Source organism: Pseudomonas sp. BNK-45 (assembly GCF_047456255.1).
GTDB lineage: Bacteria > Pseudomonadota > Gammaproteobacteria > Pseudomonadales > Pseudomonadaceae > Aquipseudomonas.
Genome location: NZ_CP179909.1, coordinates 2,099,165 through 2,118,998, shown reverse-complemented (window position 1 = coordinate 2,118,998; position 19,834 = coordinate 2,099,165). Strand labels below are relative to the sequence as shown.

Annotated in this window: 17 protein-coding genes and 1 pseudogene; 6 read left to right on the top strand and 12 right to left on the bottom strand. The window is 62.3% G+C overall.

Features of this window, described 5'->3' with window-relative positions; all coding sequences use genetic code 11:
• Positions 1 to 27: 27 nt before the first annotated feature.
• The 9 genes from queC to hmpA all read right to left on the bottom strand — a co-directional run bounded on the left by queC (position 28) and on the right by hmpA (position 9,172).
• The gene (gene queC / locus ACMGG8_RS09865; protein WP_108545398.1) at positions 28 to 726 is read right to left on the bottom strand and encodes a 7-cyano-7-deazaguanine synthase QueC; all 699 of its coding nucleotides are present in this window, start codon (positions 724 to 726) and stop codon (positions 28 to 30) included.
• A gap of 119 nt (positions 727 to 845) precedes the next feature.
• The gene (locus ACMGG8_RS09860) at positions 846 to 1,400 is read right to left on the bottom strand and encodes a cytochrome b (RefSeq protein ID WP_060840940.1); all 555 of its coding nucleotides are present in this window, start codon (positions 1,398 to 1,400) and stop codon (positions 846 to 848) included.
• 155 nt (positions 1,401 to 1,555) lie between these two features.
• Positions 1,556 to 2,443 (bottom strand): heme o synthase, encoded by an 888-nt coding sequence (gene cyoE, locus ACMGG8_RS09855; protein WP_060840941.1) that lies wholly within the window; start codon positions 2,441 to 2,443, stop codon positions 1,556 to 1,558.
• Between the two features lie 10 nt (positions 2,444 to 2,453).
• Positions 2,454 to 2,783, bottom strand: a complete 330-nt coding sequence (cyoD, locus tag ACMGG8_RS09850; RefSeq protein WP_060840942.1) for a cytochrome o ubiquinol oxidase subunit IV — start codon at positions 2,781 to 2,783, stop codon at positions 2,454 to 2,456.
• Positions 2,784 to 3,410, bottom strand: a complete 627-nt coding sequence (locus ACMGG8_RS09845; RefSeq protein ID WP_011063285.1) for a cytochrome o ubiquinol oxidase subunit III — start codon at positions 3,408 to 3,410, stop codon at positions 2,784 to 2,786. It lies immediately after the preceding gene.
• A 3-nt stretch (positions 3,411 to 3,413) separates the two neighbouring features.
• On the bottom strand, positions 3,414 to 5,432 hold the full coding sequence (gene cyoB / locus ACMGG8_RS09840; RefSeq protein ID WP_060840943.1) for a cytochrome o ubiquinol oxidase subunit I: 2,019 nt from the start codon (positions 5,430 to 5,432) through the stop codon (positions 3,414 to 3,416).
• 3 nt (positions 5,433 to 5,435) lie between these two features.
• Positions 5,436 to 6,380, bottom strand: coding sequence for a ubiquinol oxidase subunit II (gene cyoA, locus ACMGG8_RS09835; protein ID WP_060840944.1), 945 nt, complete (start codon positions 6,378 to 6,380; stop codon positions 5,436 to 5,438).
• Positions 6,381 to 7,175: 795 nt separating this feature from the next.
• A complete protein-coding gene (locus tag ACMGG8_RS09830; protein WP_060840945.1) occupies positions 7,176 to 7,685 on the bottom strand; it encodes a disulfide bond formation protein B in 510 nt (169 codons plus the stop codon).
• 305 nt (positions 7,686 to 7,990) lie between these two features.
• Entirely contained in the window at positions 7,991 to 9,172 is a 1,182-nt protein-coding gene (gene hmpA / locus ACMGG8_RS09825; RefSeq protein ID WP_060844564.1) for an NO-inducible flavohemoprotein, read from the bottom strand.
• 156 nt (positions 9,173 to 9,328) lie between these two features.
• Between hmpA and norR the strand changes: the two genes are divergently transcribed.
• The 4 genes from norR (at position 9,329) to ACMGG8_RS09805 (ending at position 13,335) form a co-directional block, all read left to right on the top strand.
• Positions 9,329 to 10,885: a nitric oxide reductase transcriptional regulator NorR gene (norR, locus tag ACMGG8_RS09820; protein ID WP_060840947.1), complete on the top strand. Its 1,557-nt coding sequence runs from the start codon at positions 9,329 to 9,331 to the stop codon at positions 10,883 to 10,885.
• 176 nt (positions 10,886 to 11,061) lie between these two features.
• Positions 11,062 to 11,964, top strand: a complete 903-nt coding sequence (locus ACMGG8_RS09815; RefSeq protein WP_060840948.1) for a chemotaxis protein CheV — start codon at positions 11,062 to 11,064, stop codon at positions 11,962 to 11,964.
• Positions 11,965 to 11,967: 3 nt separating this feature from the next.
• Positions 11,968 to 12,456 carry a GNAT family N-acetyltransferase gene (locus ACMGG8_RS09810; protein WP_060840949.1) on the top strand — a complete coding sequence of 163 codons (489 nt, stop codon included), beginning with the start codon at positions 11,968 to 11,970 and terminating at the stop codon, positions 12,454 to 12,456.
• Between the two features lie 129 nt (positions 12,457 to 12,585).
• Positions 12,586 to 13,335, top strand: coding sequence for a YkgJ family cysteine cluster protein (locus tag ACMGG8_RS09805; protein WP_414159511.1), 750 nt, complete (start codon positions 12,586 to 12,588; stop codon positions 13,333 to 13,335).
• Positions 13,336 to 13,373: 38 nt separating this feature from the next.
• Here the strand turns inward: ACMGG8_RS09805 and ACMGG8_RS09800 are convergent, their stop codons facing one another.
• From ACMGG8_RS09800 to ACMGG8_RS09790, 3 genes and pseudogenes are all read right to left on the bottom strand, one after another.
• The gene (locus tag ACMGG8_RS09800) at positions 13,374 to 14,429 is read right to left on the bottom strand and encodes a methyl-accepting chemotaxis protein (RefSeq protein ID WP_414159927.1); all 1,056 of its coding nucleotides are present in this window, start codon (positions 14,427 to 14,429) and stop codon (positions 13,374 to 13,376) included.
• 246 nt (positions 14,430 to 14,675) lie between these two features.
• Positions 14,676 to 14,957, bottom strand: a pseudogene (locus tag ACMGG8_RS09795) (PAS domain-containing protein); the annotation flags it as partial.
• A gap of 157 nt (positions 14,958 to 15,114) precedes the next feature.
• Entirely contained in the window at positions 15,115 to 15,360 is a 246-nt protein-coding gene (locus tag ACMGG8_RS09790) for a hypothetical protein (protein ID WP_060840952.1), read from the bottom strand.
• Between the two features lie 224 nt (positions 15,361 to 15,584).
• Here ACMGG8_RS09790 and ACMGG8_RS09785 point away from each other — a divergent pair, with 224 nt between their 5' ends.
• On the top strand, positions 15,585 to 16,742 hold the full coding sequence (locus ACMGG8_RS09785; protein ID WP_414159510.1) for an efflux RND transporter periplasmic adaptor subunit: 1,158 nt from the start codon (positions 15,585 to 15,587) through the stop codon (positions 16,740 to 16,742).
• Positions 16,739 to 19,834, top strand: a complete 3,096-nt coding sequence (locus tag ACMGG8_RS09780; protein WP_414159509.1) for a multidrug efflux RND transporter permease subunit — start codon at positions 16,739 to 16,741, stop codon at positions 19,832 to 19,834. The genes ACMGG8_RS09785 and ACMGG8_RS09780 overlap by 4 nt, the downstream gene beginning before the upstream one ends.

Sequence of the window (19,834 nt, the reverse complement as noted above, 5' to 3'; positions counted from 1 at the left end):
CACAATGGCGAGCTGGCACTTATATTTTTACTTCAGAGCCATTTTGCTTTTCAAGCTATTCATCACTTCGGCTTTATTTTCCAAATAACTGTTCAAGCCTCTTGCACGAAGGTTGCAAGCATCACAATTAGCACAGCCACTTCCGATGACGCCGTTATAGCAAGTCAGTGTTTGCTCACGAATCAAATCCAACCGATTGTGATAGTCCGCCAGCGCCCAAGTCTCCGCCTTGTTTAGCCACATCAACGGGGTTTCAAGACGCAGCCGGTACTCCATCCCCAGCTCCAGGGCCTTGTTCAAGGCTTTCACGAATTCATCCCGACAATCGGGGTATCCGGAAAAGTCTGTCTCGCACACACCGGTAATGACAGTCTCAGCCTTTACTTGATAGGCATATATAGAAGCCAACGTTAAAAACAGAATATTTCTTCCTGGTACAAAAGTGCTCGGCAAGCTTTCACCGGAACTGTTGACCGTCGGAACGGGAATATTGTCCCGGGTGAGACTACTGATCGCCAACTCATTCAACAACGAAGCGTCCAGTACCTTGTGAACCGTCGCCCCCAACTGTTTGGATAGCCTCTGTGCCGTTTCAATTTCCGCGTGATGACGCTGACCATAGTCAAACGTAATACAGTGCACTTCGTCATAAACCGGCAGCGCATGGATCAAACAGGTTGTTGAGTCCTGCCCGCCACTAAAAACGACAACGGCTATTTTTTTCATCATTCTGCTTCCTGCAAAGGTTGAGTCATTTGTATGGTTTGAACAGCCCTATGGCGGGCTCTGGATAAACAACCCCGTCCCTCTCTCGAAGACGGGGTTTTCTCTGCTCCGACGATACCTCAAGCCGAGGTCGTGCTACCGGCCATGCGCCGCAGGATATGCCCCTGGCCTTTGACGCAGTGCAGGATCACCGCGGCCACATGACCGACGATCAGTACCAGCAAGGTCCAGCCCAGGAGGCTATGGAAGCTGTTGCCCAGGTCGGTCATCCACTGGATCTTCGGCCCTTCAAAGCCACTCATCACCGGCAGCCCGAAGGCGGAAAACGCTCGCCCGGAGCCGTACTGGCGCAGCAGTCCGAGAAACGGAATGGCGAACATCCCGGCATACAGCAGCCCATGCCCCAGGCGCGCGGCCAGGTTCAGGCTCGGCGGCCGACGATGCCGGTTCAACAGGCTCCAGAACAGCCGCACCAGCAACAGCCCCATCAATAGCAGCCCGACTTGCTTGTGGGTCGGCCAGAGGAACTTGTCCAGTGCCGAATCCTCCAGCAGGTAATGGGCGGCGGTCGAGCAATAGATCCAGGCAAAGGCCAGCGCCATGGCCCAGTGCAACCCACGACTGACCGCGCCGTAACGCTCCTGGCTGTCGTTCATTTCAATACGGCTTTGCATTGCATCCACTCAGGTTCATCCACGAGCGGCGCATTTTACCCGGCCAGGTGGAGCCTTCGGACCTAAAAGCTTTAAATGATGTGACCGTCGCGCCAGCGGATAAAAAAAGCCCCGCGCTTCTTACGAAGGCGGGGCTTTTCTGTGGCCTGGACAGCTTAGTGCGCGTAGGTCAGCAACAGCTCGGTCGGGGCCTTGAAATCCACCGACATCATCACGCTCAGCGCGGTGATGGTGAAGATCGAGAACACGAACAGCTTGCGCGCCCACACGGTGTCATCCACCGCCTTGTAGCCGGTCCAGGCCATGTACAGCCAGTACATGCCCATCGCCGCCGCTACCGCCAGGTAGCTCATGCCGGCGTAACCGCTGAAGGTCAGCATCAGGGTCGCCACCAGGAACGCCAGGATGTAGAGCAGGATGTGCTTCTTGGCCACGCGAATGCCGCGCTTCACCGGCAGCACCGGAATCGATGCGGCCAGGTAATCGTTGAAGCGGAAGATCGCGATGGCGTAGGAATGCGGCATCTGCCACAGGCTGAACATCACCAGCAGGGTCAGCGCGGCCATGTCGAAGCTGTTGCTCACGGCCACATAACCGATCACCGGCGGCATGGCCCCGGACAGACTGCCCACCAGCGTGCCGTGAACCGACTTGCGCTTGAGGTACAGGCTGTAGAGGCCGACGTAGATGACAAAGCCGATTACCGCGAACAACGCGGCCAACGGGTTGGCCACGTAGTACAGCAGGGCGACGCCGGCGATCCCGAGGAGGGAGGCATAGACCAGGGCCACTTCCAGGGAGATCAGGCCCTGGACCAGCACGCGGTTCTTGGTGCGCTCCATCTTCAGGTCGATGTCACGGTCGATGCAGTTGTTGAACACGCAACCGGACGCTACCACCAGCGAGGTGCCGATCATCGCGGCCAGGAAAATGGCCAGATCGACATGCCCTTTCGAGGCCAGGAAAAACCCGCCTGCCACAGAAAGCACGTTACCGAAAATGATCCCCGGTTTGGTGATTTGGATAAAGTGCTTGAGCGACATCGGGTTTACCTCACTTGGCCATCATGACGGTGTGGATGCTGAACATGATCCACAACGACAGACCAACCAGCAGAACAATGACCAGCGCGGCGAAGATGAACGCCACCACGTTGTTGCGCTGTGCCGCGGAACGGTCCAGGTGCAGGAAGTACACCAGGTGCACCAGCACCTGGATCACGGCGAATGCCAGGACGATCCACAGGGTCACGTCTTTAGGCAGCGACGGGTACATCACCAGGCCAAACGGGATCAGTGTCAGGATGACCGACAGGATGAAGCCGATGGCGTAGGACTTGACGCTGCCGTGACCGGCTTCGTCGTGGGAGTGTGCGTTGGCCATTTACATAGTCCCCATCAGGTAAACAACGGTGAATACGCAGATCCACACCACGTCCAGGAAGTGCCAGAACAGGCTCAGGCAGCTCAGACGGGTCTTGTTGGTCGCCGTCAGGCCGTTTTTCTGCACCTGGTACATCATGATCGCCATCCAGATCAGACCGCTGGTCACGTGCAGACCGTGGGTGCCGACCAGGGTGAAGAACCCGGACAGGAAGCCGGAACGGCTAGGGCCGTAGCCTTCGGAGATCAGCAGGTGGAACTCGTTGATCTCCATGCCGATGAAGCCCAGGCCGAACAGGAAGGTCATGGCCAGCCAGCCCAGCACCTGCTTCTTGTTGCCCCGGAAGAACGCCAGCATGGCGAAGCCGTAGGTGATCGAACTGAACAGCAGCAGAGCGGTTTCGCCCAGTACGTAAGGCAGTTCGAAGATGTCGTGGCCCGACGGGCCACCCGCTACGTTGTTAACCAGTACCGCGTATACCGCGAAGATCGACGCAAACAGAATGCAGTCGGTCATCAGGTAGAGCCAGAAACCGAATACGGTCATCTCGCCCGAGTCGTGGTGATGGTCATCGTGCCCATGGTCATCGACATGGGCGTGTCCAGCATTGGTCACTAAGTTCGACATGGATTAAGCCTGTTCCAACGAGGTTTCAACACGGGTAGCCGGGATCTTGTTCTCCGATACCAGACGCTTGTGCTGTTCGGCTTCGATGCGCTCGATCGTCTCGACCGGCACCATGTAGCCTTGATCATCACGAGCAGCGTGGATCGCGAAATAGATCACGGTGCCGGCCAGGCTTGCGATGGCCAGCCACCAGATGTGCCAGATCATGGCGAAACCGAACACGGTCAGCAGGGCCCCCATGACCACACCGGTAGCGGTGTTGTTGGGCATGTGGATCGGCTGGTAGCGGCTTGGCTGCGCATAGGCAGTGCCGTCTTCCTTGGCTTCGGTGAACGGGTCGATGCCTTCGGCTTTGGGCAGTACCGCGAAGTTGTAGAACGGAGGTGGCGACGAGGTCGACCATTCCAGGGTGTGGGCGTTCCATGGGTCGCCGGAAACGCACATGTTCTGCTTGCGGTCACGCACGCTGACGTACAGCTGGATCAACTGGCAGGCGATGCCCACGGCGATCATCAGTGCACCCACCATGGCCACGTACAGGTATGGCACCCACTCAGGGTTGGTGGTGGCGTTCAGACGACGGGTCATGCCCATGAAGCCCAGTGCGTAGAGCGGCATGAAGGCGACGAAGAAGCCCGAGATCCAGAACCAGAAGGCAGCCTTGCCCCAACCTTCATGCAGCTTGAAGCCGAAGGCTTTCGGGAAGTAGAAGCTGAAGCCGGCGATGTAGCCGAACACCGCGCCGCCGATGATCACGTTGTGGAAGTGAGCGATCACGAACAGGCTGTTGTGCAGGACGAAGTCCGCACCCGGAATGGCCAGCAGTACGCCGGTCATGCCGCCGATGGCGAAGGTCACCATGAAGCCCAGGGTCCACAGAACCTGGCTGGTGATGCGCAGACGGCCGTGGTAGATGGTGAACAGCCAGTTGAACAGCTTCACCCCGGTCGGGATCGAGATCAGCATGGTCGCCAGGCCGAAGAAGGCGTTGACGCTGGCACCCGAACCCATGGTGAAGAAGTGGTGCAGCCAAACCATGAAGCCCAGGATCGAGATCGCGCCGGAAGCGTAGATCATCGAGTGGTGACCGAACAGGCGCTTGCCCGAGAAGGTCGAGATCACTTCGGAGAAGATACCGAACGCCGGCAGGATCAGGATGTACACCTCGGGGTGACCCCAGGCCCAGAACAGGTTCACGTACATCATTGGATTGCCACCAAGTTCATTGGTGAAAATGTGGAAATCCATGTAACGGTCAAGCGTCAGCAGTGCCAGGGTGGCGGTGAGGATCGGGAACGAAGCCACGATCAGCACGTTGGCCCAGGTGCAGGTCCAGGTGAAGATCGGCATGTCCATCATCTTCATGCCAGGGGTACGCATTTTCAGCACGGTGGCCAGGAAGTTGACCCCCGTCAGCGTTGTCCCCAGACCCGATAGCTGCAGCGCCCAGATGTAGTAGTCCACACCCACGCCCGGGCTGTATTGCAGGCCCGACAGCGGCGGATAGGCAACCCAGCCGGTCTTGGCGAATTCGCCGACGCCCAGGGACAGGTTGATCAGCACCACACCCGATACCAGCAGCCAGAAGCTCAGGGAGTTGAGGAACGGATAGGCCACGTCACGCGCGCCGATCTGCAGCGGCACGACAAGGTTCATCAGGCCGGTGAAGAATGGCATCGCCATGAAGATGATCATGATCACACCGTGGGCGGTGAAGATCTGGTCATAGTGTTCAGGTGGCAGGTAGCCAGGCGAACCCTCGGTGGCCATGGCCAGCTGGGTACGCATCATGATGGCGTCGGCGAAGCCACGCAGGAGCATGACCATGGCGACGATGATGTACATCACACCGATTTTCTTGTGGTCGACGGACGTCAGCCACTCGGTCCACAGGTAGGTCCACTTCTTGAAGTAGGTGATTGCCGCGAACAGCGCCACACCACCGAGCAGGATCATGGCAACGGTCACCATGACGATCGGCTCGTGGAACGGTATCGCTTCCAGACTTAATTTACCAAACATCGTTTACTCCTCTGCCCCGGCAGCTGAATGCGAACTCACGTCCATCCCTTCGGTTGCGGCCACTTCCTTTTCTTTCTTCTCGTGCTTGAGCGGCTTGCCCGGTTTCATGCCTTCATACTTGTCGATGACGGTCTGGAACAGGTTCGGCGCGTAGGCGGAGTAGAGCTCGACAGGATTGTTCTGGCTCGGCTTGGAAAGGGCTTCGTATTCAGCGGTGTCCAGCTGTTTAGGTGCCTTTTTGACTTCGTTTACCCAGGCGTCGAAATCTTCCTGACTGGTAGCGATCGCTTTGAACTTCATGCCGGTGAAACCCGCGCCGCTGTAGTTGGCGGAGATCCCTTCAAGTTCGGTGTTCTGGTTGGCAATCAGGTGCAGCTTGGTGGTCATGCCCGCCATTGCGTAGATCTGGCCGCCCAGGCCCGGGATGAAGAACGAGTTCATCACGGTGTCGGAGGTGACGCGGAAGTTCACCGGGGTATGGGCCGGGAACACGATCTTGTTGACGGTGGCGATGCCTTGGTCGGGGTAGATGAACAGCCACTTCCAGTCCATGGCGACCACTTCGATGGTCACAGGCTTGGCGTCGGACTCCAGCGGACGGTACGGGTCCAGGGCGTGGGTCGACTTGTAGGTGACATAACCCAGGGCAATGATGATCAGCACCGGAACCAGCCACACCGCGATCTCGATCTTGGTGGAGTGGGACCACTTGGGCGCGTAGGTCGCGTCCTTGTTCGAGGCGCGGTATTTCCAGGCGAAGGCGAAGGTCATGATGATGACCGGCACAACCACCAGCAGCATCAGGATGGTGGCCGTGATGATCAGGTTTCGTTCATCCAGACCAACCTGACCTTTGGGATCAAGCAAGGTCCATTTGCAGCCTCCCAGCATTAACATGCCGAGCAGCGGCAATAAGCCTAGTAATCTGGGGTACCTGTTTTTACTCATCTCACGACCTCTAAAGCAGCTTGCGCAATGCAGTTGGGTTTTGATCGCCAACACTTCACCCTGCCAAGGGTTGGCATTTTTCTTCAATTGAATAAGGGCCTGCCCGTTGCGTTAAACGCTCAACGACACATCCCGGGCTAGCAGTGGTTCTTATTCGATCTCGTGGTCAAAGGCCTTGTTACAGACCAATTCCATTTGGTGCGGAAGTTTGGAAGGCGCCGACACCCGCAGTCGCACGGAGCGCTCAATCCGCCCCTCGACCGTCCTCGTGTGCTCAGGGATGAGCAGCGTCGGAAATTCAGTGCGGGCGATTGTAGATATGTCGCGTTTTATAAACCATGTCTTATCCCGAAATAATTTTTATCCCCCGGCGCAACAATCCCTCACGATTATTGCGGAGGATCAGAATGATATCGATTTTTATTCTCAACAAAAAGCCCCAAAAGGGACTTCCAGCGCCCCCTTTCAACAGGCCGAACGAGCGGCTGAAAGCCGCCTTGGATAGGGCTTCAACCCTTGTAAAACGGGCTTTGTGAAGAGATGTATAGATAGCAGGCTATGGATTTAACCCAGCCTGGGGATTTACACAAAGTGACAGACTTCAGGGGAACCGATTACCCGATATGCAGTCTGTTGCCGGCCTCCCTCCGCCCCTGTGCGACCGCGACAGTGTGACAACATGTCGCACTTTTACCGCCCCCTCACTTGCCGCAAATCACGGACTTTTCAACAGCCGGATGAACGACATGAAAAAGCCCCGGCCCCTGTTGAGGGACCGGGGCTTTTCCGGGTGAATCAGTAGGTTTTCTTGCGATTGCGAACGACGCCCAGGGGCACCAGGATCACCGTCAGCACGAACGCCAGCAGCGCCCATTGCGCCAGGGACAGGCCAAGGATCGGCGGATACGGCGTGGAGCAGAAACCGTCGACCTGGAAGACCAGGGGAAAGATGCTCGCCAGCGGCAGGCTGTCGACAAAGGGCTGCAGCACATCGATGCCGCAGCTCACCGCCGGGTAGAACTGGGTGTACACATGGTGCCCGGCCACCCCGGCACCGGCGATGGCACTGATGACCACCAGGGTCTCCATCACGGTCACCCCACGTCGCGAGCTCAGGGCCGCCCCGATGAAGGCGAACAGAGCGATCAGCAGCAAGGCATAGCGCTGCAGGATACACAGCGGGCAAGGCGCCTCGCCCAGCACCACCTGCATGTACAGGGCCCCGCCGATCAGCGCCAGGCAGATAATCCCCAGCAGCACCAGGAAGCGCCGTTCACGCCCTAAACGCAGTCTGTCGTCACTCATCCCTATTCCTTTTTCTGTTGTCTGCTCAACCGGCGTGGCCGTGCTTGTCACGCCAGCCCGCGGGTTGAATTGCGAAGTTGATCTGATTGCCATCGGGTGCCCGGAAGTCTACACGCTGATCATGACCTTTGAATGCACTGCATCGAAGGCAACACCCAAGGTTTACGGGCCAGGGGGACACACGAACGAAAAGGCCGGGATGGCAGCGCCATCCCGGCATCGAGGGGAATTAACGACAGGCAGGTTAAGCAAGGATTAACAACCCGGCCCCGTTGCGGGGCCGGGTTGCGCAGGAGCCGGCCGGGTTATTCCAGGGCCGCCGCCGGGCCGAAGAACTCATACCGGCTCTGTTGCTCGGGAATGCCCAGGGCCTTGAGGTGGCGCTTGATGGCCGCCATGAATCCCTTGGGCCCGAGGAAGTAGGCATCCAGATCTCGCTCCTGCGGCAACCAGTCGGCCAACTGCTCCCGGGTCAGCAGCCCCAGTTGGTCTGCCGCCGGGCTGACACCGTCGTCCTCGGCATAGCAGTAGAAGCGCTTGAGCTGTGGATAACGCTGGGCCAGTTCGTCGACCCAGTGACGGAACGCATGCACCTGGCCGTTGCGCGCGCAGTGGATGAAATGCACCGGACGCTCCGTGGCCAGCGCCGCCTCCAGCATCGGCAGGGTCGGGGTGATGCCCACGCCGCCACTGATCAGGACCAGCGGTTTGGTGCTTGCCGCCAGGGTGAACTCGCCGGCAGGCGGGAACAGCATGATGCGGGTGCCCACCGGGCATTGGTCATGCAGGTAGTTGGAGGCCACTCCCCCGGGTTCGCGCTTGACGCTGATGCGGTACTGCCCCTGGTTGGAAAGGGCCGACAGCGAGTAGTTGCGCCGCACCTCCTGACCGTCGATGAACAGCTGCAAGCCGATGTACTGACCCGGCTCGGCGGCGAGGATCGGCCCCTGATCCAGCGGCGCGAAATACAACGAGGTGATTTCCGCGCTCTCCTGCACCTTCTGCACCAGCTCGAATGCCCGCGCGCCACGCCAGCCGCCCGGAGCCTGGGCCTTCTGGTCGTAGATCGCCGCCTCGGCACCGATCAGGATATCCGCCAACTGGTTATAGGCCGCGCCCCAGGCATCGATCACTTCAGGAGTGGCAATCTCGCTGCCCAGCACTTCGGAAATGGCCCGCAACAGGCAGCCCCCCACAATGGGGTAATGCTCCGGCAGGATCTGCAGGGCCACATGCTTGTTGATGATCTTGGCCACCAGATCCCCCAGTTGATCCAACTGGTCGATGTGCCGGGCATACATCAGTACCCCGTTGGCCAGGGCGCGGGGCTGATCGCCGCTGGCCTGATGTGCCTGGTTGAACAGCGGGCGAACTTCGGGGTACTCGGACAGCATCATCCGGTAGAAATGGGTAATCAGGGCTTCGCCACCGCTTTCCAGCAGGGGCACAGTGGCTTTGATGATGGCGCGATCTTGAACGCTTAGCATAAGGACAACTCCTGGACTTTATGACTGCTTGCAGGTTTCCCTTATCCAGTCAGTTTTCATGCCAAGATTAAAATCGTTATAAATCAATAACTTAAAATTAAGTTAGTCATAAAGACAGCAATGTACTTATAGTCATTAAGACTAGACGGAGTCATTATGACCGCAAAATCCCTGCTCACGACCCTGCTCCCCCTGGTGACCGACCTGTCCCGGGAACTGCCCGAGGGCGAACGTTACCGCCGCCTGCTGGAAGCCTTGCGCGCCCTGCTGCCCTGCGATGCCGCGGCGCTGCTGCGCCTGGATGGCGAATGGCTGGTGCCGCTGGCGGTGGACGGCTTGAGCACCGATACCCTGGGCCGCCGCTTCAAGGTGAGCGAGCACCCACGCTTTGCCGCCCTGCTCGCCAGCCCGGGCCCGACCCGCTTTGCCAGCGACAGTGAGCTGCCCGATCCCTATGACGGTCTGGTGGAAGGTCTTGACGACCACCTGGAAGTCCATGACTGCATGGGCTGCCCGCTGTTCGTCGATGAGCGCCCCTGGGGCCTGCTGACCCTCGATGCCCTGGACCCGCAGCGCTTCGAGCCCATCGAACTGGACGCCCTGCAAGCCTTCGCCAGCCTCGCCGCGGCCACGGTCAGTGCCGCCGAGCGTATCGAACGCCTGGCTCTGCGGGCCGAAAACGAGCATCAACGGGCCGAAGTCTATCGCCAGGCCAGCGGACAGCACCGCGAAATGATCGGCCAGAGCAAGGCCCACAAGCGCCTGCTGGAAGAAATCAGCCTGGTGGGCGGCAGCGACCTGACGGTGCTGATCACCGGTGAAACCGGCGTCGGCAAGGAGTTGGTGGCCCAGGCCATTCACGCCGCCTCGCCCCGGGCCGAACAGCCGATCATCAGCCTCAACTGCGCGGCCCTGCCCGACACCCTGGTGGAAAGCGAACTGTTCGGCCATGTGCGCGGCGCCTTCACCGGAGCCACCCAGGATCGGCGGGGCAAATTCGAGCTGGCCAATGGCGGCACGCTGTTTCTCGATGAGGTGGGCGAACTGTCGCTCTCGGTCCAGGCCAAACTGCTGCGGGTCTTGCAAAGCGGACAGTTGCAGCGCCTGGGTTCGGACAAGGAGCATCAGGTGGACGTGCGCCTGATCGCCGCCACCAACCGCGACCTGGCCGAAGAAGTGCGCAGCGGGCGCTACCGTGCCGACTTCTACCACCGCCTCAGCGTCTACCCGCTGCGAGTGCCGGCCCTGCGCGACCGGGGTCGCGACGTGCTGCTGCTCAGCGGCTACTTCCTGGAGCAGAACCGTTCGCGCATGGGCCTGGGCAGTCTGCGGCTCAGTGCCGACGCGCAGCAGGCGCTGCTGGGCTACAACTGGCCGGGCAACGTTCGCGAGCTGGAGCACCTGATCGGCCGCAGCGCCCTCAAGGCCCTGGGCAACTGCCGCGAACGCCCGAAAATTCTCAGCCTGGATGCAGCCGACCTCGACCTGCCCGGGCTCGGCGAAAAAGCGCCCGGCGTCCTCGCCCCGGCCCTGGAAAGCCTGGCGCCAGCGCCCCTCGAAGGCGACCTGCGCCAGGCCACCGAGCACTATCAACGCCAGCTGATCAACGCCTGCCTGGAACGGCACCAGCACAACTGGGCCAGTGCCGCCCGTGAGCTAGGCTTGGACAGAGCCAACCTCAGCCGTCTGGCCAAACGCCTGGGCCTGCGCTAAACGCCAGCATCGGCAGAACGCCACGCCCCGCTGCCTTCGCCGGCTGACCGGCGAAGGCAGCAGCGCCGACGGAAAGCAGGAACACCGCTAAAGCCTGCCCTGAACACGTCGATAACCCGTTATCAATGGTGCTCCGTGGGTCGAGCCACACGCCAACTTTTTCAGAGAAGGTTTTTATGTCCTCCAACAAAGCCCGCGCAGATTCGCTTTCGCTTCTGCTGTTTACCTTGCGCAGCGGCAAGCTGATGGCAATCAACCTGCTTAAAGTCAGTGAAATCATTCCCTGCCCGCCGCTGACCAAGCTGCCGGAATCCCACCCCCATGTGAAAGGCATCGCCACCCTGCGCGGCAACTCGCTGTCGGTGATCGACCTCAGCCGGGCCATTGGCGAGCGCCCTCTGGCCGACCCCGACAGCGGCTGCCTGATCGTCACCGACGTCAGCCGCTCCAAGCAGGGTCTGCACGTGCAGGCCGTGAGCAAGATCGTGCATTGCCTGACCACTGATATCCGCCCGCCACCCTTTGGCTCCGGCGGTATCAAGTCCTACATCACCGGCGTGACCCAGGTGGACGGCACCCTGGTGCAGGTGCTGGACATCGAGAAGGTGATCCACGGCATTGCCCCGGCGCAGATCGAGATGGCGCCCACCGAACTGAGCATGGAAGACGCCGAAGCCCTGGGCAACGCGCGGATCCTGGTGGTGGACGACAGTCAGGTGGCGCTGCAGCAATCGGTGCACACCCTGCGCAACCTCGGCCTGCAATGCCACACCGCCCGCAGTGCCAAGGAGGCCATCGACTGCCTGCTGGAACTGCAGGGCACGGCCAACGAGATCAACCTGATCGTCTCGGACATCGAGATGTCGGAAATGGACGGCTACGCCCTGACCCGGACCCTGCGGGAAACCCCGGACTTCGCTCACCTCTACGTGCTGCTGCACACCTCCCTGGACAGCGCGATGAACAGTGAAAAAGCGCGTCAGGCCGGGGCCAATGCGGTACTCACCAAGTTCTCTTCGCCAGAACTGACCCGCTGCCTGATCGACGCCGCCAAAACCATCGCCAGCCAGGCGGCCTGAACCATGAGCGAGATCCACTGCCTGCTGCTGCGCCGCGATCTCACCCGTGCGCAGGCCGCCCCGCAGTGGCCGCCCGGCGTCACCCTGCTGCACTACCAGCCCGAGCTGGCCGCCCAGGTGCATCAGCTGATGCACCTGGGCTACCAGGATGGCGGCGGCAGCGTGCCGACGCTGGACCGCTGGCGCCAGTGCTTCGAAAGCGATGCCGAATACGATCCACAACTCTGTCTGCTGGCCCGTGATGCCGACGGCCTGATCGGCGTCGCCCAATGCTGGACCAGCGCCTACATCAAGGATCTGGTGGTGCATCCCCGCGCCCGTGGCCAGGGGGTGGGAAGGGCCCTCCTGGAGCAGGCCTTCGTGATGTTCGCCGAACGCCGGGAAGGCTTTGTCGATCTCCGGGTTCTGGAAGACAACCGGCGAGCCCGTCGTTTGTATGAAAGCGCCGGCATGCAGATCCTGCGTCGCGAACGGGTGCCCCGGGGCTCCTGAGCAGCGACCGACCCGCCCCACCCCGCCAGCCGCGGCGGGTGGCGTGCAACTTGCTTGGCCCCTGCTCCAGCCGCGTCGACGTGTTTTTTTCGACGCGATCCCCATCGCCCCAGAAGGGTTCCCCGATCCATGAACACCCAGTTTTCCTGCGTTGGTTGCGGCAAGTGCTGCACCGATCACCACGTGCCCCTGACCCTCACGGAAGCCCGGGCCTGGGCGGCTGACGGCGGTCAGGTGATCGTTCTGGTGGAGGCCTTTCTCGGCAATGGCCTGGGGCTGCCGACGCAACAGCGCGAACACGCCGAACGCCGTTCCTGCCGGATCACCAGTGGCAGTACCGATGCCTACGTGGCGATCACCTTTGCCGCCTACAATGTCGGCCCCTGCCGGAATCTTGACGAAGAGTCGCGCTGTCGCATCTATGAGCGGCGACCGCTGGTGTGTCGCATCTATCCGATGGAAATCAATCCACACATTCCGCTCAATCCGCTGGCCAAGGACTGCCCGCCGCATTCATGGGAACAGGGCCCGCAACTGATCCTCGGGGGTGAACTGGTGGACCAGGAACTGGCGGAACTGATCGCGCGCTCGCGCCAGGCCGACCGCGACGATATCCACACCAAGGAAGCCATCTGCGCCCTGCTGGGCATTCGCACCACGGCCCTCAAGGGCGACGGTTTCACTGCCTATCTGCCCGACATGAACGCCCTGGCCGCCGCCATCGACCAGGTCCGCGCTGCTCCCCCGCAGACCGCGAGCCAGCCGTGGCGCTTTCACCTGTCCGGCGACGACATCGCCAGCCAGGTCCTGGCCGCCGGGGCCCAGGTGGTCAGCACTGCCGGCGTGGACTACGCCTTCATCTCCCTGCGCGCCGCCTGAGCCACCGGCGCCGGCTGGCCGCCGCCCAGCGCGGCAGCCTATCCACGCTTATGCCAGAACTCCTGGGCCAGCTGGCGCAGGTCCCCCGCCAGCCCGGCCACATCACCTGAATTGACGTGGCTGAGCTGGCCGGCGCTGACCGTCACCTCGCAGGCATTGCGAATGCCCATGATGTTGCGGTTGATGTCCTCGCTGACCGCGCTCTGCTCTTCCACTGCCGCAGCAATCTGCAGGCTCATCTCGGTGATCTGGTTGACCCGCTGGCTGATGCCGTCCAGGGCCACCGCCGCGCGCTGGGCCTGATCGACGCTGCTTTCCACATGGGCACTGCTGTGCTGCATGGCCTCCACCGCATGGCGCGCCGCATTTTGCAGGGTGCTGATCATGCGCTGGATCTCGTTGGTGGAGTCCTGGGTCCGCTGGGCCAGCCCGCGCACCTCATCGGCCACCACGGCAAAGCCGCGTCCCTGCTCGCCGGCCCGCGCCGCCTCGATGGCCGCATTCAGGGCCAGCAGGTTGGTCTGTTCGGCAATGCTGCGAATCACCTCCAGCACCCCGGAAATATCCGAGCTGTGGCCTTCCAGTTGATGGATGACCTCGGTGGCCCGCTCCAGCTCGCTGGCCAGGCGCAACACCGCGCTGCGGCTTTCGCCCACCAGTTGATGCCCCTCACGGGTTTCGCTTTCCGCCTGATCCGCCGCCACCGAGGCCTGCTGGGCATGGGTGGCGACCTCGGCCACGCTGGCGGCCATCTGGTGAATGGCCGCGGCCACCTGATCGGTTTCCGCCTGCTGTTCCAGGGTGCTGTTATGGCTGCTGTGCAGATGATCCACCAGCTCCGCGGCATGCCCGGCCAGGCGCTGGGAGGCATCGCCAATCCGCCCCACCACGGCTCCTACCTGGGCTTCGAGCATCTGCAGGGCGAACTCGATACGTCCGAATTCGTCCGCACGACCGGTGTAGATCCCCTGGCTCAGTGGGTTGTCGCCGATCTGCCGGGCGCGCTCGGCCAGGCGGTCCAGCGGGCGCATTTGCACACCGACCGCCAGCAGACTCAGGCACCAGCCCATGGCCATCACCGTGCCCTGGAGCATCCAGGACTCGGGCAGCAGCCACGCTGAAACCCCGAAGCTGCCAATAAAACCGGCGCTGATGGCGGCCCACAGGCGCAAGCGCAGGCTCATGACCGGCAGCAGGCTCCACCATGAAGGCCCGCCCTCCCTGAGCCGGGCATAGGCCCGCTCCGCGGCGGCGATCTGTTGCGGGCTGGGCTTGGTGCGCACCGATTGGTATTCCACCGCCTGACCGTCCCGCGTCACCGGGGTGACGTAGGCGCTGACCCAGTAGTGGTCACCGTTCTTGCAACGGTTCTTGACCATGCCCATCCACGAGCGGCCGCGCTTGAGCGTGCGCCACATATGGCCGAAGGCCGCCGGGGGCATGTCCGGGTGACGCAGCAGGTTATGCGGCGACCTCAGCAGTTCCTCACGGGTGTAGCCGCTGATCTTGATGAAATCAGGATTGGCGTAGGTGATCGCGCTGGTCAGATCGGTGGTCGAAAGGATGTTCGCATCAGGGGCAAAGTCCACGTTTCGCCCAGTAACCGGCAGGTTGATCTTCATGGGAAGCGCGCTCGTATTTGTTAGGTGGAGTCGGCAGGGCTGCTGACTCTAAGCGCACTGATGCCACAAATACTGATCCAGCTCAGGTTTAAAGCAATTAGCCATCACTGCGATTAAAAAGCGCAAATAAGGGCAATGTCTGCGATTGTCGGCGATCTCAACGTTTGCCCATGGAGCGACGGGTGCCGGGCGGCGCTGCGCCAGGGGTCTTGGTGTGGCCGTTGCTGGCACCGTTCTTGTACCAGGGCTGCTGGGCATTCTTGGCCGGCGCGAACTCGGACGGCTTGAAAGGAAACTTGAACGCCGGAATCGCCGCCTTGGCCTCGGTTTCAGGAGTGGCCGGGGCGGCCGCGGGATCGACGTTCAGGCCGTCATCCGCAGCAGGTTGTGCAGGGCAAGTCATGGAAGCTCCAGGGGAGAAAGATAATCCGCGCCAGGGAACGGGCCGCAGTGGCCGGCAGTATACCTGCGCGCCCGCGATCTTTGACCTGGGGCACGGCGGTCGGGCTGTACTTTTCTGACAGCGCTGACAGCTGGCGGTCACGGTGCTGACCGGGTTGCCGGACTATAACTGTCAACAGATCATGGCCAGCCTTTCGACACCATTGCCCCCGGCGTTCTACCTCTATGCCCATTGCCAAGAAAACCGTCGTGACCGCAGCGCTGCTGGTGGGCCTCACCGCTGGCGCGGCCTGGTTTTTCAACAAGCCGGCGACCGCCAGGCTGGCCGCGCCCACGGCCATTCCGGTGCGAGCGGTGCAGGTGCTCCAGCAGGATGTGCCGCGCTACGTCAGCGGCATCGGTACGGTGTTGTCGCTGCACAGCGTGATCATCCGTCCCCAGGTGGATGGCATCCTCACCCGATTGCTGGTCAGGGAGGGACAACAGGTCAAGGCCGGGGACCTGCTGGCCACCCTCGAAGACCGCTCGATCCGCGCCAGCCTGGATCAGGCCAAGGCCCAGCTGGCACAGAACCAGGCCCAGTTGCAGGTGGCGCAGGTCAACCTCAAGCGCTACAAGCTGCTGTCGGTGGATGACGGCGTCTCGAAACAGACCTACGACCAGCAAGCGGCCCTGGTCAATCAGCTCAACGCCACGGCCCAGGGCAATCAGGCCGCCATCGATGCCGCGCAGGTCGAACTGTCCTACACCCAGATCCGCTCGCCCGTCACGGGCCGGGTGGGCATTCGCACCGTGGACGAAGGCAACTTCCTGCGGGTGAGCGACGCGCAAGGCCTGTTCTCGGTGACCCAGATCGACCCCATCGCCGTAGAGTTCTCCCTGCCCCAGCAGATGCTGCCGACCCTGCAGCAACTGGTTCGCGCCCAGGACCCGGCGGCGGTCCAAGCTTACCTGGGCACCGACAGCAACAACGCCGGCACCCTGCTGGGCAATGGCCATCTGAGCCTGATCGACAACCAGATCAACACCGGCACCGGCACCATCCGCGCCAAGGCGGAATTCGACAACGCCCAGCAAAAGCTCTGGCCCGGTCAACTGGTGACCGTGAAGATCCAGACTGCGCTGGACCGGGGTGCGCTGACCGTGCCGCCCACCGTGGTCCAGCGCGGCCTGGACCAGCACTTCGTGTTCCGGATCAAGGGCCAGCAGGTGGAAAGCGTGCCGGTACAGGTGCTGTACCAGGACAGCGAGCTGAACATCATTGCCGGGGTCCAGGCCGGGGATGTGCTGGTCAGTGACGGCCAGTCGCGACTCAAGCCCGGCTCCCAGGTCCAGGTGCTGAATGCCCCGCCGCCGGCGCCGGCCCGGGAGCCCAAGCCATGAAGGGGCACGGTTCCCTGTCCGCCTGGTGCGTCGACCATCCGGTCGCCACCGTGCTGCTGACCTTTGCCCTGGTGCTGCTGGGGGCGGTTGCCTTTCCGCGCCTGCCCGTGGCGCCGCTGCCGGAAGCCGAGTTCCCCACCATCCAGGTGTCCGCGTCCCTGCCCGGGGCCAGCCCGGACACCATGGCGTCCTCGGTGGCCACGCCCCTGGAAGTGCAGTTCAGTGCCATCCCCGGCATGACCCAGATGACCTCCAGCAGTGCCCTGGGCTCGTCTCTGCTGACCCTGCAGTTCACCCTGAACAAGAGCATCGACACCGCCGCCCAGGAAGTGCAGGCGGCGATCAACACCGCCGCCGGCAAGCTGCCCAAGGACATGCCCACCCTGCCCACCTGGAGGAAGGTCAACCCGGCCGACAGCCCGGTGCTGATCCTCAGCATCAGCTCGACGCAGATGCCCGGCACCGAGCTCAGCGACTACGCGGAAACCCTGCTGGCGCGGCAAATCAGCCAGATCGACGGCGTCGGCCAGATCAACATCACCGGCCAGCAACGTCCGGCGATCCGCATCCAGGCCGCGGCGGACAAGCTGGCGGCCATCGGCCTGACCCTGGCCGACATCCGTCTGGCGATCCAGCAGACCAGCCTCAACCTGGCCAAGGGCGCGTTGTACGGTGAGTCGAGCATCTCCACCCTGTCCACCAACGACCAGCTGTTCGATCCCGAGGAGTACGGTCAGCTGATCGTTTCCTACAAGAACGGCGCACCGGTGCAACTGCAGGACGTGGCCCGGGTGGTCAGCGGCCCGGAAGACGCCTACGTCCAGGCCTGGTCCGGCGATCAGCCGGGGGTCAACCTGGTGATCTCGCGCCAGCCGGGGGCCAATATCGTCGATACCGTGGATCGCATCCAGGCCGCCCTGCCGGGCCTGGAGGCGATGCTGCCGGCCTCGGTGCAGGTCAAGGTGCTGGTGGACCGCACCCAGACCATCCGCGCCTCGCTGCACGAGGTGGAGATCACCCTGCTGATCGCGGTGCTGCTGGTGGTGGCGGTGATGGCGCTGTTCCTGCGCCAGTGGTCGGCGACCCTGATCGTCTCCGCGGTGCTGGGGGTATCGCTGACCGCCAGCTTCGCCCTGATGTATGTGCTGGGCTTCAGCCTGAACAACCTGACCCTGGTGGCCATCGTCATCGCCGTGGGCTTCGTGGTCGACGACGCCATCGTGGTGGTGGAGAACATCCACCGCCATCTGGAAGCCGGCGACGGCATGCGCGAGGCGGCGATCAAGGGGGGCGGCGAGATCGGCTTCACCGTGGTGTCCATCAGCTTCTCCCTGGTGGCGGCGTTCATTCCCCTGCTGTTCATGGGCGGCGTGGTCGGCCGGCTGTTCAAGGAGTTCGCCCTGACCGCGACGTCCACCATCATGATTTCGGTGCTGGTGTCGCTGACCCTGGCGCCCACCCTGGCCGCCCTGTTCATGCGGGCCCCGGTGCACCCGGCCCACGCCAAGCCGGGCTTCGGCGAGCGTCTGCTGGCCCTCTACGAGCGCGCCCTGCGCCGGGCCCTGGCCCGGCAGAAACTGATGTTGGGGATTTTCGCCCTGACCCTGAGCATGGCCATTGCCGGCTACATCCTGATTCCCAAGGGCTTCTTCCCGGTGCAGGACACCGGCTTCGTGCTCGGAACCACCGAGGCCGCCGCGGACATTTCCTACCCGGACATGGTGAAGAAACACCAGGCGCTGGCCGAGATCGTCGCCGCCGACCCGGCAGTGCAAGCCTTCTCCCATTCGGTGGGCGTCTCTGGTAGCAACCAGACCATCGCCAACGGCCGCTTCTGGATCTCGCTGAAAAAGCGCAGCGAGCGGGATGTCTCGGCCAGCGCCTTTATCGACCGCATCCGTCCGCAACTGATGAAGGTGCCCGGTATCGTCCTTTACCTGCGAGCCGGTCAGGACATCAACCTCAGTTCGGGCCCCAGCCGCGCCCAGTACCAGTACGTGCTGAAAAGCAACGACGGTCCGACCCTGACCACCTGGACCCAGCGCCTGACCGAGAAACTGCGCAGCAACCCGGCGTTCCGCGACATCTCCAACGACCTGCAACTGGGCGGCAGCATCACCCATATCAACATCGACAGTACCGCCGCCGCGCGCTTCGGCCTGACCGCCAGCGATGTCGACCAGGCGCTGTACGACGCCTTCGGCCAACGTCAGATCAACGAGTTCCAGACCGAGATCAACCAGTACAACGTGATCCTCGAACTCGACACCCAGCAACGGGGCAAGGCCGAGAGTCTCAATTACTTCTACCTGCGCTCGCCGTTGACCGGGGAGATGGTACCGCTGTCGGCCCTGGCGCGTTTCGATGCGCCCAGCATCGGCCCGCTGTCGATCGCTCACGACGGCATGTTCCCGGCCGCCAACCTGTCGTTCAACCTGGCCCCCGGCGTGGCCCTGGGGGACGCGGTGATCCTGCTGGAACAGGCCAAGAACGAGATCGGCATGCCGGCGGCCATCAGCGGCAACTTCCAGGGCGCGGCCCAGGCCTTCCAGAGCTCCCTGGCCAGCCAGCCGTACCTGATCCTCGCCGCGCTGGTGGCCGTGTACATCATTCTCGGGGTGCTGTACGAAAGCTTCGTGCATCCGCTGACGATCATTTCCACCCTGCCCTCGGCGGGGCTCGGCGCCTTGCTGATGCTCTGGCTCTGTGGCCAGGACTTTTCCATCATGGCGCTGATCGGCCTGGTGCTGCTGATCGGCATCGTCAAGAAGAACGGCATCCTGATGATCGACTTCGCCCTGGAAGCCCAGCGCAACGGCGGCCTGCCTCCTGAGGAGGCGATCTACCAGGCCTGCATCACCCGGTTCCGGCCGATCATCATGACCACCCTGGCCGCCTTGCTCGGCGCCCTGCCCCTGATGCTCGGCTACGGCACCGGCGCCGAGCTGCGCCAGCCCCTGGGTATCGCCGTGGTCGGCGGCCTGCTGGTGAGCCAGGCGCTGACGCTGTTCACCACGCCGGTCATATACTTGTGGCTCGAGCGGCTGTTCCACCGGCCCCGGCCGGCGCTTTCGCCAGCCACCAACACCTGA

Coding starts and splice junctions, on each gene's coding strand:
- queC (WP_108545398.1), bottom strand. CDS start 726: ATGAAAAAAATAGCCGTTGTCGTTTTTAGTGGCGGGCAGGACTCAACA.
- ACMGG8_RS09830 (WP_060840945.1), bottom strand. CDS start 7,685: ATGAGTGACGACAGACTGCGTTTAGGGCGTGAACGGCGCTTCCTGGTG.
- ACMGG8_RS09790 (WP_060840952.1), bottom strand. CDS start 15,360: ATGACTTGCCCTGCACAACCTGCTGCGGATGACGGCCTGAACGTCGAT.
- cyoB (WP_060840943.1), bottom strand. CDS start 5,432: ATGTTTGGTAAATTAAGTCTGGAAGCGATACCGTTCCACGAGCCGATC.
- ACMGG8_RS09800 (WP_414159927.1), bottom strand. CDS start 14,429: ATGCTCCAGGGCACGGTGATGGCCATGGGCTGGTGCCTGAGTCTGCTG.
- ACMGG8_RS09785 (WP_414159510.1), top strand. CDS start 15,585: ATGCCCATTGCCAAGAAAACCGTCGTGACCGCAGCGCTGCTGGTGGGC.
- hmpA (WP_060844564.1), bottom strand. CDS start 9,172: ATGCTAAGCGTTCAAGATCGCGCCATCATCAAAGCCACTGTGCCCCTG.
- norR (WP_060840947.1), top strand. CDS start 9,329: ATGACCGCAAAATCCCTGCTCACGACCCTGCTCCCCCTGGTGACCGAC.
- cyoD (WP_060840942.1), bottom strand. CDS start 2,783: ATGGCCAACGCACACTCCCACGACGAAGCCGGTCACGGCAGCGTCAAG.
- ACMGG8_RS09805 (WP_414159511.1), top strand. CDS start 12,586: ATGAACACCCAGTTTTCCTGCGTTGGTTGCGGCAAGTGCTGCACCGAT.
- ACMGG8_RS09810 (WP_060840949.1), top strand. CDS start 11,968: ATGAGCGAGATCCACTGCCTGCTGCTGCGCCGCGATCTCACCCGTGCG.
- ACMGG8_RS09845 (WP_011063285.1), bottom strand. CDS start 3,410: ATGTCGAACTTAGTGACCAATGCTGGACACGCCCATGTCGATGACCAT.
- ACMGG8_RS09860 (WP_060840940.1), bottom strand. CDS start 1,400: ATGCAAAGCCGTATTGAAATGAACGACAGCCAGGAGCGTTACGGCGCG.
- ACMGG8_RS09815 (WP_060840948.1), top strand. CDS start 11,062: ATGTCCTCCAACAAAGCCCGCGCAGATTCGCTTTCGCTTCTGCTGTTT.
- cyoA (WP_060840944.1), bottom strand. CDS start 6,380: ATGAGTAAAAACAGGTACCCCAGATTACTAGGCTTATTGCCGCTGCTC.
- cyoE (WP_060840941.1), bottom strand. CDS start 2,443: ATGTCGCTCAAGCACTTTATCCAAATCACCAAACCGGGGATCATTTTC.
- ACMGG8_RS09780 (WP_414159509.1), top strand. CDS start 16,739: ATGAAGGGGCACGGTTCCCTGTCCGCCTGGTGCGTCGACCATCCGGTC.